Origin of the sequence: Paraburkholderia bannensis (assembly GCF_014200455.1) — a bacterium.
GTDB lineage: Bacteria > Pseudomonadota > Gammaproteobacteria > Burkholderiales > Burkholderiaceae > Paraburkholderia > Paraburkholderia bannensis_A.
This window is the reverse complement of the sequence record NZ_JACHBW010000004.1, coordinates 203,220-218,856: the sequence shown is the minus strand read 5'-3', so window position 1 is coordinate 218,856 and position 15,637 is coordinate 203,220. Positions and strand designations below refer to the sequence as shown.

The following is a 15,637-nucleotide window of genomic DNA, read 5'->3' as shown; positions in this document are numbered from 1 at the left end:
GCTCCTTCTCGTCCTTCTTGTATTGCATCGGATTCCTGATGAGTGCTGCGCCTACCCGAAGCTCAACGTCGCAGCCGCAGCACCAGTGTGCCGAGCGGCGGCAGCACGAGCGCCGCCGATTGCGGCTTGCCGTGGCTCTGCACCGGCTCGGTCGAAACGAGGCCCCCGTTACCCAGATTCGATCCGCCATAGACTTCGGCGTCGGTGTTGAGCGCTTCTTCCCACTGGCCCGGCTGCGGCATGCCGATGCGGTAGCCGTGGCGCGGCACCGGCGTGAAGTTGCAGATCACCACCACCTCGCGGCCCGTGCCATCCACACGACGCCACGCCAGCACGCTGTTTTCGCTGTCGTCGGCCACCAGCCATTCGAAGCCGCCCGGCTCGGTGTCGAGCGCATAGAGCGCGCTTTCCTCCGCATAGAGCCGGTTGAGGTCGCGAACCAGCGTCTGCACGCCGCGATGCAGGGGATCGTCGAGCAGGTTCCAGTGCGGCGTGCCGTCGTGATCGAATTCGGCCAGTTGGCCGAATTCGCCGCCCATGAACAGCAGCTTCTTGCCAGGATGCCCCCACATAAAGCCGAAATACGCGCGCAGATTCGCGAACTTCTGCCAGCGGTCACCCGGCATCTTGCCGAGCAGCGAGCCCTTGCCATGCACCACTTCGTCGTGCGAGAGCGGCAGCACGAACCGTTCGGAGTACGCATAGACCATCGCGAAGGTCATCAGATGATGGTGATGGCGGCGATACATCGGGTCTTCGTGCATGAAATGCAGGGTGTCGTGCATCCAGCCCATGTTCCATTTGAACTGGAAGCCGAGTCCGCCGTCCTCGGGGCGCGCGGTCACGCCCGGCCATGCAGTCGATTCCTCGGCGATGGTGATCACGCCGGGACGTTGAGGCACGTACTGCGTTTCATGATTCAGGCGCTTGAGAAAGGCAATCGATTCGAGATTTTCGCGGCCGCCATGGATATTCGGCACCCATTCGCCCTGCGCGCGCGAGTAGTCGCGATAGAGCATCGAGGCCACCGCGTCCACGCGCAGGCCGTCCACGTGATAGCGCATCAGCCAGGCGAGGCCCGAAGCGATCAGAAACGCGCTCACCTCCTTGCGGCCGAGGTTGTAGATCATCGTGTTCCAGTCGGGGTGATAGCCTTCGCGCGGGTCCGCGTGCTCGTAAAGCGCGGTGCCGTCGAATTCGATCAGGCCATGCGCGTCGTTGGGGAAGTGCGCGGGCACCCAGTCGAGGATCACGCCAAGACCGGCTTCGTGTGCGCGATCGACGAACGCAGCGAAGTCGAGCGGCGACCCGAGGCGCGCCGTGGGCGCGAACTGCGAGAGCGGCTGATAGCCCCACGATCCGCCGAATGGATGTTCGGCCACCGGCAGCAGTTCGATATGCGTGAAGCCCATGCCCTGCGCGTAGGGGATCAGGCGTTCGGACAGCGCTTGCCAATCGGGCGCGGGCGCATCGGCGCCCTGCGTGGGCAGCCATGACGACGCATGCACTTCGTAGATCGACATGGGCGCGCGCGTGTTCTGGCGCTGTGCGCGTGCCTGAATCCACTCGTGGTCATGCCACGCAAAATGATCGAGCGCTTCCACCGGCGCGACGATCGAGGCGGTGGCGGGCGGCGCTTCGGTCTGGAATGCACACGGATCGGCCTTGAGCGGCAGCACGTTGCCCTGCGCGCCAAGAATCTCGTACTTGTAGCGCGCCCCCGCTGCCACGCGTGGAATAAACAGTTCCCACACGCCCGCTTCGTAGCGCAGCCGCATCGGATGGCGGCGGCCGTCCCAGGCGTTGAAGTCGCCCACTACCGACACACGCCGCGCGTTCGGGGCCCATACGGCAAAGCGCACGCCCGGCACGCCATCGCACACGACAGGGCGCGCGCCCAGGCATTCGAGCACGGCATAGGGATCGCCGTCGGCGAGACGGCGCAGCGCGTCTTCGGCAAGCTGCGGTCCGAATGAATAAGGGTCCTCGATTTCCTGCTTGACGCCGTGCCAGTCGATCTCCACGCGGTACGGCACGGCCTCGGCGAGCGGACCCGCGTAGAGGCCCGCGGGATGCACCTGGGTGAGTTCCGCGAGCGGATGGTCCCGGTCGCGCGCGAGCACGCTCACGCGCGAAGCATTTGGCAACCAGGCGCGCACATAGGGTGCGCCGTCGACCCAGTGCAGCCCAAGCACGGAGAACGGATCGGCATGGCGCGCGTTGATGAGCGCGTCGATGTCGTGATGTTGCAGGCCGGCGTCCGGGGCGCGCTCAGGCATGTCCGCTTCCTCCTATATGAGTGTGTCCATGAGGCTGATTCGGCGTGACGCCGTGCAGGCGGCTCGCCAGCGCTGCCATGCCGCGGATCGGCAAGGCGAGCCAGTTGGGCCGGTTGGCGGCTTCGTAGCGGATCTCGTAGGCCGCCTTTTCGATCAGGAACAGGTCAAGCAGCGCCTGTTCGTAGGTGGCGCCCACCAGCGATATCGGTGCGTTGGTGACGGCGGCGCGGTACTGGCTCAGGAAGGTTTCGGCCGCCTGGCCGCGAAAACGCTCGAACAGCGCGCGCTTGCGCTCGGCGATCTGTTGCGGCGCGCTTTCGGTGGTCGATTGCGCGGCCGCGCCCGCATAGGACAGCGAGCGCAGCAGGCCGGCGACGTCGCGCAGCGAGCATTGCTTGGCGCGGCGGTAATCGAGCGAGCGCGCCGGTTCACCTTCGAAGTCGATCAGATAGGCGTCGCCTTGCGCGAGCAGCACCTGGCCCAGATGGAAGTCGCCATGAATCCGGATACGCGCCGCTGCTGCATCGTCGGGCACGAGAGTGTCGATGGCCTTGATGAGCGCATCGCGGCGCTCGATCAGGCTGCGCGCCAGTTGGCGCGCGTCGTCGTCGAGCGTGTGCACGTCGTCGCCCACATGTTGCGCGACGATGTCGAGCGCTTCGATCAGCATCGTCTTCGCGTCGGCGACCCATTGGCGCACGTCGGCGGGCGTGGCGGCTTCGGGGGCGAAAGCGGGGTCGTCGGTCGGCGAGGCGAGGGTGACGTGCAACTCGCCCAGCCGCTTGCCGATTGCGCCGATCACGGCCGCGTAATTCTGCATGACCTCTTCTTCGTGGGCCGGATCGGCGCTTTCGCCATCGTCGGCGGCGAGCGCCAGTTCGTCGATGGTGCGGCGCAGATAATCGAGCGCCCACGCCCACGCATCGCCCTGATTGTCGATATAGCCCTGCAGGATCGCGAGCGTATGCGGCACGCCCTCGGGATCGACGCGCACCACTTCGCCATAGAGCGGCGCCGTATTCGCATAGCCGAGCTTCGTCAGATAGCGGCTCATTTCCGCTTCGGGGTGCACGCCCGGCATCAGACGGCGCACCAGCTTCAGCACCAGCGCTTCCGCGATGATGAGCGAACTATTGCTTTGTTCGGCGGCGAGCCAGCGTATTTCGGGTTCCTCACCAATTTCGAGTTCGTCCAGACGGTCGGTGGGCTCGAAGCGAATCGTGCTGCCTTGAACCGTCGGCACCGCGGCGCGTTCATGCAGCTTGCGCAGCACGCCATAGGCGAACCACGGCAGCGAGAATGCATCGGTGAGATAGCCGATGGTGCGACCGCGCCGCACACGCGAAAGGGCGAGCTGGATGTGCAGCGGCGTGGTGGTGTCCGCGCCCCAGGTGATGGCGATGGGCAGCACATAACGTTCGCTGGTGCCGTCCGCGAGTTCCGCTTCGATTTCGGTGAAGGCGAAGCCCGCGCCCTGAATGGTCGTGAGGGCGGCCAGCTTCACGCTGCGCAGCGGCTTGTTCTTGGACGCGAACCAGCGGCGACGCGAGAGCCAGGACGGCAGCACTTCGGATTCGAGCAGCCGCACGTTTTCCGGCGTCGCGCCGGTCTGGCCTTCGCGGATCACCACCGTGACGAATTCAGGCAGTTGCTCGGAAATCGGCTGGCTCCACGACGGACGCTGATTGCTGGGGCACAGCAGGAACCACAGGAAACCGTAGGGCGGAAACGTCAATAGATAGGGCAACTGGCCAATCGGCGGGAACACCGAATCCGCGGTCATTTCCACGGGTGACGTGCCCGCGAATTCGGACAGGTCGAGTTCGACCGCCTGCGGCGCGCGCGACAGATTCGCCACGCAGAGGATCGACGGTTCGCCCGGCATTTCGCGCAGATACGCCAATATCTTGCGATTGGCAGGCCGTAAAAAGCGGATCGTGCCGCGCCCGAACGCCTGCTTTGCGCGCCGCGTGGCGAGCATGCGGCGCGTCCAGTTGAGCAGCGAATGCGGGTCGCGCGTCTGCGCTTCGACGTTGATCGCGTCGTAGCCGTAGAGCGATCCCATCAGCGGCGGCAGCACCAGTTGCTCGGGGTCGGCGCGCGAAAAGCCGCCGTTGCGGTCGGACGACCACTGCATCGGCGTGCGCACGCCATCGCGGTCGCCAAGGTGAATGTTGTCGCCCATGCCGAGTTCGTCGCCGTAATAGATCACGGGCGTGCCCGGCATCGATAGCAACAGCGAATTGATCAGCTCGATACGGCGGCGGTCGCGTTCCATGAGCGGCGCGAGGCGGCGGCGAATCCCCAGATTCAGGCGCGCGCGCCGATCGCTCGCATAAGTATTCCAGAGATAGTCGCGTTCGGAATCGGTGACCATCTCCAGCGTGAGTTCGTCGTGATTGCGCAGGAAAATCGCCCACTGGCAGGAGTCCGGGAGATCCGGCGTCTGCTTCATGATGTCGATGATCGGAAAGCGGTCCTCGCTGGCGATCGCCATATAAAGCCGCGGCATCAGCGGGAAGTGGAACGCCATATGGCATTCGTCTTCGTTGCCGAAGTACTCCTGCACGTCTTCCGGCCATTGATTGGCTTCGGCCAGCAGCATGCGATTGGGGTAATGCTCGTCGATGGTCGCGCGGATCTGCTTGAGGATCGCGTGCGTTTCAGGGAGGTTTTCGTTATTGGTGCCTTCGCGTTCGACCAGATACGGCACGGCATCCAGGCGCAGTCCGTCGATACCCATATCGAGCCAGAAGCGCATGACCTGCAGCACTTCGCGCAGCACGGCGGGATTGTCGAAGTTCAGATCGGGCTGATGCGAATAGAAGCGGTGCCAGTAATAAGCGCCCGCCACCGGATCATGCGTCCAGTTAGACGGTTCGGAGTCGATAAAGATGATGCGCGTGCCCTGATACTTCTGGTCTGTATCCGACCACACATAGTAATTGCGATGGTTCGAGCCTGGCTTCGCGCGCCGCGCGCGCTGGAACCATGGATGCTGGTCCGAGGTGTGATTGATGACCAGTTCGGTAATCACGCGCATGCCGCGCGCATGCGCTTCCTGAATGAAGCGGCGCACGTCGGCGAGCTGACCATAATCGGGATGCACGTTGCGGTAATCGGCGATGTCGTAGCCGTCGTCGCGGCGCGGCGACGGATAGAACGGCAGCAGCCAGATTGCCGTCACGCCCAGCGCCACGATGTAATCGAGCTTGGCGAGCAGCCCCGCGAAATCGCCCACGCCATCGTTATTGGCGTCGAAGAACGATTTCACGTGCACCTGGTAGATGATCGCGTCCTTGTACCAGAGCGGATCGTCGTTAAGCATGGAAGGCTTGCCGCGCTTTTGCGTGTGCCTTTCGCGCTCGCGCTGGTCGTCGTCGGCGGCTGTGGTGGGGTCGTGCGTAACCGAGGGATCGCGTTTCATGTCGCTCCTCCGGGCGGAAAATCATCGCCCAGTTCGGGGTGGCTTTCGAGTTGCGCGTCAAGCTGTGCATCGTCGGCGTCAGGCGGCGGGGTTTCGCGCGGCAAGCCGTCGATGGGGGCGATGCGCCAGATCGCAAAAGGCTTCGTATGCGGATCGAGCCGCACATGCTGCCAGCGGCCCCGCCATTCGAAGCGCTCGCCCGTCATTTCATCGACCACCGCGAGGCGCGCATGCTCGTCGAGCTGCCATTGCTGGAAAGTCGCCCACGACAGTTCGATATCGGCGCCTTGTTCGTTCCAGGCATCGAGATTGATGGCGACGACGATCACGTTGTCGCGCGCGGGCGTGGCCTTCTCGAAGCACAGAATGGCGTCGCTATGCGCGCTCAGGAAGGTCACGCCCAGATGCGTCTGCAATGCGGGGTTGGCACGGCGGATGCGGTTGAGCGCGGCGATTTCGGCAATGATGTTGCCTGGCCGGTTCCAGTCCCACGCACGCAACTGATATTTTTCGGAGTCCAGATATTCTTCGCTATTGGGTAGTGGCCGCGCCTCGCACAGTTCGAAGCCGCTGTACACGCCCCAGAGTCCGGAAAGCAGCGAGGCGAGCGCGGCGCGTATCAGGTGAATCGAGCGTGCGCCGTTCTGCAGATAGCGCGGATTGATATCCGGCGTATTGACGAAGAAGTTCGGCCGATAAAAATCGCGCACTTCGCTCTGCGTGAGTTCGGTGAGATAGGCGATGAAATCGCGCTTCGATTCGCGCCAGGTGAAATACGTATACGACTGCGAAAAGCCGATCTTCGCGAGGCGATACATCAGGCGCGGGCGCGTGAAGGCTTCGGAAAGGAAGATGACGTCGGGATGGCGCGCGCGCACGTCGGCGATCATCCATTCCGAGAACGGCAGCGGCTTGGTGTGCGGATTGTCGACGCGGAAGATGCGCACGCCGGTATCCACCCAGAACAGGATCACATCGCGCAGCGCGAGCCATAGATCGGGCTTGGCATCGTGCGCATAGAACTCGGGATTCACGATGTCCTGATACTTCTTGGGCGGATTCTCCGCGTAGCGCAGCGTGCCGTCGGGTCGCCACGCGAACCAGCCCGGATGCGCCTTGAGCCACGGATGGTCGGGCGAACATTGAATCGCGAAATCGAGGGCGATTTCCAGACCGTGATCGTGCGCTGCCTTGAGCATGCGGCAGAAGTCTTCCAGCGTGCCCAGTTCAGGATGCACAGCAGTGTGACCGCCTTCGGCCGCACCAATCGCATAGGGGCTGCCCACGTCGCCGGGTTGCGCCGTGAGCGAGTTGTTGCGGCCCTTGCGGTTGGCGAGGCCAATGGGGTGAATCGGCGGGAAATACAGTACGTCGAAGCCCATGTCGCGCACGCGCGGCATCTTGGCGATCACGTCGTCCCAGGTGCCGTGGCGCGATTCGTCGTCGCTCATCGAGCGCGGAAAAATCTCGTACCAGCTCGCGAAACGCGCCGCGGGTCGCTCGGCATCCACGCGCTGTACGGTGGCGTCGCGCGAGAGGAAGGGGCGGTGATGCGCGGCCCGCACGGCGGCGGCAGTCGTGCTGGCGCTGAGCAGCGCGCAGCGGGCGTCGGTATCCGCACCGATGAAGCGCTTGACGATGTCGTCGAGCGCAGCGCGCGTGCGGGCGTGTTCCTCGCCGGGCACGTCCGAGGTTTCCGCCGTGGCCAGCACGAGCGCCAGCAGGCGGCTCGCTTCTTCGAGTTCGAGATTGACGGGCTGGTTCGCCGCGCGCTTCTTCTGCAGATGATCGACGAGCGAGGCGAAATCGTCACGCCAGGCGATCACCACGAATTCGTAGCGGCCCACGCGATCGAGTGGGAAATGGCCGCTCCACATGTCGGTGCCGGCGGGCGCCACGGGCGACATCGGCGCTTCGTGCCACGCGGTTTCATCGGCGGCGCGCCAGAGAATCGCGGCATCGATGCGGTCGTGGCCTTCGGCGAAGATCGCCGCGCGCACCTCGCAGCGCTCGCCGACAATCCGCTTGGCCACGAAGCGGCCGTGATCGACCGACGGCGTCACGCTTTCGATGGCGATGCGCGGCGCGGCGATCGCTTCGAGCACGCTCTTGTGGCCGCTGGTGGGCGACTTCGCCAGATCCTCGGGCGGCGCGAGCGCGACCAGCGGGGTGGCGAGCGAGCGGAACATCCAGCACGCGCCCGCAGGCAGCGTGAAGCTGTCGGGCACCGCGCTGGCGTCGCGTTGCCCGGGCGGGCGCGCGCCGCGCAAGGTTTGGGCGTCGAGCGGCGTGAAGCGCGTGAAATTGCCGGGCACGCCGTCGAGCAGATGCGCCATGTTCACGCGCACGGGCGCGGCCAGCGCGGGGTTGATGAGCGTGAGCAGCGCCTCCTGGGCGACGCGCAGATCGTCGTGGTCGCCGCGCAGCACGGCGGCCACCGGCGCGCCGGCGCCGTTGAGCGCGCGTAGTTCGCCGTTGGTCTGCAGGATGAAAGTCTCGCGCTGCAAGCCGTTGGCGTGCGCGATGTCGGCGGAAAAGTCAAACGGCGCTTGCGCCTTGAGGTGCTCCCATGAGCGCGCTTCGACTGGCGCGTCGCGGCCGCCGTGGCTAACCGCGTCGTGCAGACCGTATTCGAAGCCCATCGGCACCAGCCAGCCGGTGCCGAGCGCCGCCGCCGTGCGCAGCATGCGCCGGTAGGCGCGCTCGATGGCGCGCGCGTCGGCGGCGCCTTCCAGATCGTGGGCGAGACGCGTGCCGTAGGGCGCTTCGGGGAACGTGACGGGCGAGCCCACGCGCCGCACCACGGCGTGTTCCTCGATCATCCAGCGCTCGGAAAAGTCCCACCAGCGCAGCGAGGTGAAGGCGGCGTCGAAGCCCGCGCCCTCCAGTTGGGCGATCTCGTCGCGCGCGAGGCCGGGCGTGGCCGCGAGCCAGCGCGTCTGGGCGTGACTGGCGCGCACGCCGTCGAAGATGGCGCGCAGAGCGCTTGCGGGCACGCGATGCGGCGAATCGATGCGAAAGCCGCCAAGGCCAGCATCGGCCAGGCGCAAGGCCAGTTGCGTCCACCAGAGCGCGAGTGCCGCGCCCGCGCGATCGCAATCGGCGTAGGCGACGTTGGCGTCCAGATGGCCGTGGCGAGGATCGAGGCGGGCATCCTCGGGCTCGAACGGATGAAACCATTCGGGATGTTCGGCGTAGAGTGCGCCGTCCGCCGCCGTGCGGTCGAGCGTCAAGTCCGCGAGCAGGGTGAGGCCGCGTGCGCGCGCGGCGGTGACGAGCAGGCGCAACGCGTCGTCCACGCGTTCCTGCGAGCCGAAAGCGGGATGCAAACGGGTGTGATCGGCGATGATGCGGTCGTCGCCTGACGCGCCGGGCGCGAACAGGCCGCCGATCAGGACATGGTCGAAGCCGAGCGACGCAGCGTGCGCGAATTGCGCAGGCCACGCGTCGAGCGCCCCAACGAGGACGGAATGGACGAAGTAGATCCGCGGCGCATAGGCGTGGGGAAGTTCCATCGGTCGGATTCCAGGTACGTCGGGCGGCGTGGATGCATGGCCGATGGGTCACCGGATGCGATCACGTTGCCCGTGGGCTGCCGGAGCGGGCCGCGCGGGGCTCGCGGAGCGTCCTGTTCAGAGTAGTGCAAGAGCAGGCCGGAACCAAACCGCGAGCGACGCTTGGCGTCTTGGCGGGGAGTTCAGCAAGGCATGTGCCCAGCGTGGGGGCGGCACGCGGGCAGGGGCGCGATGTCGCCGCCGTGGGGGGGGCGTGGCGGCTTGAGGCCGTCATGCGTGCCGCCCTCGATTTGCAAGAGCGTTGCGGGAGCGTTGCAGGAGTGGCGTGCAAAAACGGCGCGCCGCGATGTATCAGTTGCCGACCATGCTCGCGGCGATGTTCACGCACAGCCCGAGCACCGAGACATTGAAGTAGAAGGACAGGATCGACTGCGCCAGCACGCTGCGGCGTGCGCTGCGCCCACGCATGCCCACATCGGCGGTCTGCGAGGCGCAGGCGATCGTGAACGAGAAATACAGGAAATCCCAGTAGTTGGGCGTGAGGTGCTTGTCCGGGAAGGCCAGCGCGGGCGACTGGGGATCGGAGCCGTAGTAGACGCGCGCGTAGTGCAGCGTGAAGATGGTCGGAATCAGGAACCACGCGCCGATCAGCGTCAAGCCCGTGAGCAGGGAATGCAGCACCTTGGACGCCGTGCCCAGATCCTTGGTGGTGCCCAGTTCCAGCACGATGGCGACGATGCTCGCCACCGTCGCCGTACAGACGATGAAGAGCACCGTGCTGGCGCTCTGGTCCTCGCGCTGGGCGTTGGCGCGCACACTCTGCTCGTCGGTGCGCACCATATGAATCCAGATGAGCACCAGGTAGGTCCAGATCGCGGCATCCCAGCCGAGCAGCACGCGCGCCACGGGCCGCAGCGCGACCGGCGAGAGCAGACCGAGCACGATGCCCACCGCGAGGCCGATTGTCAAATGCGGACGGTTGCGCAGGACTTGCGGAAGAGGGTTCATCGCCACGCTCGCTATTGTTGGACGCGCACCGGGCCGCAGTTGCAGTGATACTGCGCAGCCGTCGGCATGCGAATGGTTGAAAGGATCTTAATCGGACCGCCGATGCGGCGTTATTTTACGGACCGCGCCTTACGGTTTGTCGAACGATGCGAGGCGGGGCTATATTGCCAGCACCGGGTGGCCTCCGTGCCTTGCATCGGCGAAGCGATTTGTCATACGCATTGCGTGCGAGCACGCTCGTGTGATCAAAAACGATTGCAAACCTCGATGGAGGATCCGACGCCTTGCGCGGGCGGCTTCGTTTGGAGTACGCATGAACGGCGAGACGCAAAGCGGGAGACCTTATTCTCCGCACGATCGTGCCGCTGCCACCGCTGCTGTTTCGGGCCGCCGACGTTTCATGACGCGCGCATGCGCATGCGCCGCGATGCTGGCATTCGCCCTGTCTGGACGGCGCCTTGTTCCGTACGACTTAGGCATGACCCCGGCATTGGGCGCGACGTCTGCCGAAAACGGCTATCGCGCCTTTATCGCGCTCTCGCAACGTCTCACGGGCCGCACGCGTTTCGATGCGGTGCTTGGCCAGCGCATCTATACCGCGCTGGTGCTGGCGGACAGCCGGTTCGAGCGCAACGTCCGCGCGCTCAACAGGTGGTTGCAGGGGCACGGCGGCGTGCCATCGGACATCGTCACGGCGGCGCTCAAGCCCGAGTCGCCCGAACTCGCCGCAGCGGTGAGCGACGTCGTGCGAGCCTGGTATCTTGGGCTGATTGGTCAGACGCCGAACGTGCGCGTGCTGGCCTACGAGAAAGCGTTAATGTTCGACGCCGTCGATGATGTGCTGACGATTCCTTCGTATTGCCGCGACCTGCCGTTTTACTGGGCGCTCAAGCCACCGGACTTCGCCGTCCCGACGGCATCACTCGATTAGTTGAATCTGCCGCGCAATAAAGCAGAAGAAGAGAGGCGACGATGGCGAAAGAGCACTCTGCCGATGTGGTGGTGGTCGGCTCGGGCGTGGCGGGGAGCCTCGTTGCGTATCGGCTGGCCCAGGCCGGCGCGGCGGTGATCCTGCTCGAAGCGGGCCCGCGTCTCGCGCGTTGGCAGATCGTCGAGAACTTTCGCAATTCGCCCGCTAAAACCGATTTTGCCGCGCCTTACCCGAGCGCGCCGTGGGCGCCGCATCCGCAGTATTCGACGCCCAATGGCTATCTGGTGCAGAAGGGCGAGTCTGTCTATAACGCGCAATATCTGCGGCTGGTGGGCGGCACGACGTGGCATTGGGCGGCGTCGGCCTGGCGGCTTTTGCCGGCAGACTTTCGACTGAAGACGCAGTATGGCGTGGGCCGCGACTGGCCTTATGCCTATGAGACGCTGGAGCCGTGGTATTGCGCCGCCGAAGCGGAACTGGGCGTCTCTGGCCCGGACGCTTCCGACGCTGCGCACGATCCCGGCTCGCCGCGCTCGCGGCCTTATCCGATGACCATGCTGCCGCTCTCGTACATGGACCAGCGCTTCGCCGAAGTGCTCAACGCCAACGGCTTTCGCGTGGTGCCCGAACCGGTTGCGCGCAACAGCCGCCCCTACGACGCGCGGCCGATTTGTTGCGGAAACAACAATTGCATGCCGATCTGTCCGATCGGGGCGATGTACAACGGCATCGTTCACGTGGTCAAAGCCGTGAGGGCGGGCGCGAAACTCATGCCCGAAGCCGTGGTGTATCGCATCGAAGCCGATGACAAGGGCCGCATTCTCGCGGTGCACTATAAAGACCCGCATGGCAGCAGCACGCGCGTGAGCGGCAGGCTGTTCGTGCTGGCCGCCAACGGCATCGAAACGCCCAAGCTCATGCTGCTTTCCACGAGCGCCGCGTTTGCGCAGGGCATCGGCAACCGGTCGGATCAGGTGGGCCGCAACCTGATGGATCATCCGGGCACCGGCGTGAGCTTTCTCGCCAACGAAGCGCTCTGGCCGGGGCGCGGGCCGATGGAAATGACCTCGGTGGTGAATCTGCGCGACGGCGCGTTTCGCTCCGATTACGCAGCCAAAAAGCTGCATGTGTCGAACGCTGTCGCCACGCCCGCCGTGACCGCCGCACTCATCGGCAACGGCCTTACCGGCGCGGAACTCGACCGCGCGATTCACGACCGCGCCGCGCGCACGCTCACCATCAGAAGTTTTCACGAGCAGTTGCCCGAGCCGCAAAACTGCGTGTTGCCGTCCAGTGAACACAGGGACGCGCTGGGGATCGCCCAGCCTGAAATCCATTATTCGATCAACGATTATGTGAAGAAAAGCGCTGCGAATACGCGCGCGATCTACGCGCAGATCGCGCAGTTGTTTGGCGGTATCGACGTTGCGTTCGACGATAGTTTCGCGCCCAACCATCACATCATGGGCACCACGATCATGGGCGCGAATCCGGACGATTCGGTGGTCGATGCCGATTGCCGCACACACGACCATTCGAACCTGTTTATTGCGGGCAGCGCCGTGATGCCGGCTGCTGGGTCGGTGAACTGTACGCTGACCGTGGCCGCGCTCGCGCTCAAGCTCGCGGACAAACTACGGCATGAGCCATGAGGCGAGTCTCGCGCTATATGACGGCTTTTGCGCTGCTGTTCTGCGGTTTTTCGCTCTACGTGGCGCGGCAGGCGGCGCAGGAACCGGCGACGCGTGCCGTCGAGGCGATGCCGATATCGGTGGCGCGTGGCGAAGGTTCGTCGACGACGACGGACGCCGATACACACACCAGGCGCGCCGATCTCGTGCGTCGCGGCGAGTATCTCGCGCGCTTGGGCAATTGCGCCGGCTGCCATACCGCCGATCCGGCGCGGCCCTTCGCTGGCGGAAGGGCCATCGACTCGCCGTTTGGCCGGCTCTATACGCCCAACCTTACGCCCGACCTCGCAACCGGCATCGGCGCATGGAGCGACGCTGATTTCCTGCGGGCGATGCACGAAGGCATGGGCCGTGACGGCGAGCGGCTCTTTCCGGCGTTCCCGTACGTCGAATTCACGCGCGTGTCAGATGGGGACGTGCTGGCGATCCGCGCGTATCTGCGCACGCTCGCGCCGATCCGCTATACGCCGCCCGCCAATCTGCTGCATTTCCCGTTCAAGCTGCGCGGGCTGATCGCGCTGTGGAATCTGCTGAATTTCGAGCCTGCCCGCTTCGTGCCCGATCCGCACCAAAGCGCGGAGTACAACCGAGGCGCTTATCTTGTCGAAGGCCTGGCGCACTGCGAGGAATGCCACACGCCGCGCAACCTCACGTATGGCCTGAGCAAAACCCGGCGCTTTTCGGGCGGAACCCAGGCGGGCTGGCTGGCCTACAACATCACGCCCGACCGGGTGAGCGGGATCGGCGGCTGGAGCGACGACGCGCTAATGCGCTATTTGACGACCGGCGTCGCGGCGGGCCACGCGAGCGCGGCCGGACCCATGGCGGAGATCGTGCAGAACGCCACGCAATATCTGAGGCCGGAAGACTTGCGCGCGATGAGCGTGTTTCTTCGAGCCCAACCTGGCGTGAGGGATCTGGAGCACGTCAAGGAGCTGCGCCCGCGCGATATGTTAGGAGAGCCCGCCATCGACGATGTAACCACGCTGCGCGGCAGCGGCGTGGGCGGCGTTGGCGATGCGGGCAAGGTGAGCGGCGCGCAACTGTTCGTCGCGAACTGCGCGAGTTGTCACCGCTGGACCGGAGCGGGCGTGACGGGCGGCGCGGCGGCCAGCGCGACGAGCGCGTATGAGTCGCTGATCCACAACAGCACCGTGGGCGCATCGAGCGCCGATAACCTCGCGATGGTGATCCTCTATGGCGTGAGACGGCAGACGAAGAACGCCGATGTGCTGATGCCGGCGTTCGCGGACGAACTGGACGATGCGCAGATCGCGGCGCTCGCGAATTACGTGACAAAACGCTTCGGCAATCCAGCCACGGCGACCACCGTCAGCCGGATCGCGGACTTGCGCGCGCAGGCGCAATAAATACGTCATGCGCAGCTTTTACCGCTTGAGTTGCCGCCGTGTAAAAGTCCTCCGGGAAACCTTTGGCAAAAAGCGGTTCAGCACGCATACGCAGCGCGCACAGAGGGCTATCATGAGGCGATGACGCCCACTCTTGTTCCTGAAGTTGTGCATCACGCGGCCAATGCGGCCGGTCGCGATTTCGTGATCGGCGACCTGCACGGTTGCGTGGATCCCTTGCGCTATCTGCTTCATGAAGTGGCCTTCGATGCAGCGCGCGACCGGCTGTTTTCGGTGGGAGATCTGGTCGATCGCGGCAACCAGTGCGAAGAAGCGCTGGCGCTGCTCGACAAACCGTGGTTCTACGCGGTGCTCGGCAATCACGAAGATTCGCTGTGCGCCGTCGTCGAAGGGCGGCTGCCACGGCATCGCTGGTACAGCATTGGCGGGGCGTGGTCGCAATCGCTGCCGGAGCGCACGCTCGCGGCGCATGCCAAACGGCTGCGTGAACTGCCGCTCGCGCGCACCGTCGGCGAGGGCGCTGGTCGCTTTAACGTGCTGCACGCGGAATTCTTCGGCGACGACGCCGAACTCGACGCCGGCCAGTTCGACGCCGCCGTGCGCGAGCGCATGCTGTGGGGCCGCGAACTCGCGCTCAAGGCGGGCGCGCCGGCGCGCCACGCACTTTCGCCGACTTATTGCGGACATACGCCGGTGCGCGAGCTGCGCCAGATCGGCTCGCAGATATTCATCGACACCGGCGCGTTTATCGCCGAAGGCCGCCTGACGATGGTCGAAGCGATGACGCCGCGGCACTGGTCGATCTCCGTGCAGGCCGCGCGCGCCAAGGGCGCGGCGGAGATGGCGCTGCCTTGAAGGGCTGACCGGTTTCGATGCCGTCTGGCGCGATGGCCGTTGATTTGGCTTCGGTATAATCGCCGCCCGGTTAATACGAGACGACAACGGCTCATCGACGGAGGCGCGGCGTGCGTGCAGTGTTGGTGGTAGTCGCGGCAGGGTGCTTCGCGACGGCGACGGCGTGGGCAGCCGCGCCAGTGGCGGCGCATGCCGCGAAGGCGCAGCATTCGGCGCCGAAGTCGGCGCATAAAGCAGCGCATAAGTCGGCGCACAAGCATGACCTGTCTGCGAAGACGCCGCTGCATCAGCTGCATAAGAAAGGCGCGCGGCACGCCAATGCGACGGCCCGATCTTCCCACTCCGCGCAAGCGCCAAAAGGCCATTCGAGCGCGCAAACGTCTGCTCCGCACACCGCGCGTCAGACCAGCGCGTACAAGGCCGCCAAGCCGGCCGCTGTGCGCCCGGCCCAGCGCCGCAAGCTGATGGTCGATGCGCCCGCGCCTGCGTCCACGCCCGCCGTATCGGTCAAACGCACGACGCCTCAGCCGCAGGCTCTTCCGCCGATCCTGAGTTGATTCC

Annotated in this window: 9 protein-coding genes; 5 read left to right on the top strand and 4 right to left on the bottom strand. The window is 65.3% G+C overall.

Annotated elements, in window-relative coordinates:
* Nucleotides 1-62 precede the first annotated feature (62 nt).
* The 4 genes from glgB to F4827_RS08900 form a co-directional block, all read right to left on the bottom strand.
* Nucleotides 63-2,279: a 1,4-alpha-glucan branching protein GlgB gene (gene glgB / locus F4827_RS08915; protein WP_183723625.1), complete on the bottom strand. Its 2,217-nt coding sequence runs from the start codon at nt 2,277-2,279 to the stop codon at nt 63-65.
* Nucleotides 2,272-5,706, bottom strand: coding sequence for a maltose alpha-D-glucosyltransferase (treS, locus tag F4827_RS08910; RefSeq protein ID WP_183723624.1), 3,435 nt, complete (start codon nt 5,704-5,706; stop codon nt 2,272-2,274). Before treS ends, glgB begins: the two co-directional genes overlap by 8 nt.
* Nucleotides 5,703-9,221 carry an alpha-1,4-glucan--maltose-1-phosphate maltosyltransferase gene (locus tag F4827_RS08905; protein ID WP_183723623.1) on the bottom strand — a complete coding sequence of 1,173 codons (3,519 nt, stop codon included), beginning with the start codon at nt 9,219-9,221 and terminating at the stop codon, nt 5,703-5,705. The genes treS and F4827_RS08905 overlap by 4 nt, the downstream gene beginning before the upstream one ends.
* Before the next feature lie 351 nt (nt 9,222-9,572).
* A complete protein-coding gene (locus F4827_RS08900; protein ID WP_183723622.1) occupies nt 9,573-10,229 on the bottom strand; it encodes a DUF1345 domain-containing protein in 657 nt (218 codons plus the stop codon).
* Between the two features lie 313 nt (nt 10,230-10,542).
* On the opposite strand from F4827_RS08900, the gene F4827_RS08895 reads away from it, so the two are divergent.
* From F4827_RS08895 to F4827_RS08875, 5 genes are all read left to right on the top strand, one after another.
* A complete protein-coding gene (locus F4827_RS08895) occupies nt 10,543-11,160 on the top strand; it encodes a sugar dehydrogenase complex small subunit (RefSeq protein ID WP_183723621.1) in 618 nt (205 codons plus the stop codon).
* A gap of 41 nt (nt 11,161-11,201) precedes the next feature.
* A complete protein-coding gene (locus F4827_RS08890) occupies nt 11,202-12,812 on the top strand; it encodes a GMC family oxidoreductase (RefSeq protein ID WP_183723620.1) in 1,611 nt (536 codons plus the stop codon).
* On the top strand, nt 12,809-14,221 hold the full coding sequence (locus tag F4827_RS08885; protein ID WP_183723619.1) for a cytochrome c: 1,413 nt from the start codon (nt 12,809-12,811) through the stop codon (nt 14,219-14,221). Before F4827_RS08890 ends, F4827_RS08885 begins: the two co-directional genes overlap by 4 nt.
* Before the next feature lie 120 nt (nt 14,222-14,341).
* A complete protein-coding gene (locus tag F4827_RS08880) occupies nt 14,342-15,076 on the top strand; it encodes a metallophosphoesterase (protein WP_183723618.1) in 735 nt (244 codons plus the stop codon).
* Between the two features lie 110 nt (nt 15,077-15,186).
* Nucleotides 15,187-15,633, top strand: coding sequence for a hypothetical protein (locus F4827_RS08875; RefSeq protein WP_183723617.1), 447 nt, complete (start codon nt 15,187-15,189; stop codon nt 15,631-15,633).
* Nucleotides 15,634-15,637 lie beyond the last annotated feature (4 nt).

Bases quoted from the DNA above. Each gene is read 5' to 3' on its own strand.
- treS (WP_183723624.1), bottom strand. From the start codon at position 5,706: ATGAAACGCGATCCCTCGGTTACGCACGACCCCACCACAGCCGCCGAC.
- F4827_RS08885 (WP_183723619.1), top strand. From the start codon at position 12,809: ATGAGGCGAGTCTCGCGCTATATGACGGCTTTTGCGCTGCTGTTCTGC.
- glgB (WP_183723625.1), bottom strand. From the start codon at position 2,279: ATGCCTGAGCGCGCCCCGGACGCCGGCCTGCAACATCACGACATCGAC.
- F4827_RS08905 (WP_183723623.1), bottom strand. From the start codon at position 9,221: ATGGAACTTCCCCACGCCTATGCGCCGCGGATCTACTTCGTCCATTCC.
- F4827_RS08895 (WP_183723621.1), top strand. From the start codon at position 10,543: ATGAACGGCGAGACGCAAAGCGGGAGACCTTATTCTCCGCACGATCGT.
- F4827_RS08890 (WP_183723620.1), top strand. From the start codon at position 11,202: ATGGCGAAAGAGCACTCTGCCGATGTGGTGGTGGTCGGCTCGGGCGTG.
- F4827_RS08880 (WP_183723618.1), top strand. From the start codon at position 14,342: ATGACGCCCACTCTTGTTCCTGAAGTTGTGCATCACGCGGCCAATGCG.
- F4827_RS08900 (WP_183723622.1), bottom strand. From the start codon at position 10,229: ATGAACCCTCTTCCGCAAGTCCTGCGCAACCGTCCGCATTTGACAATC.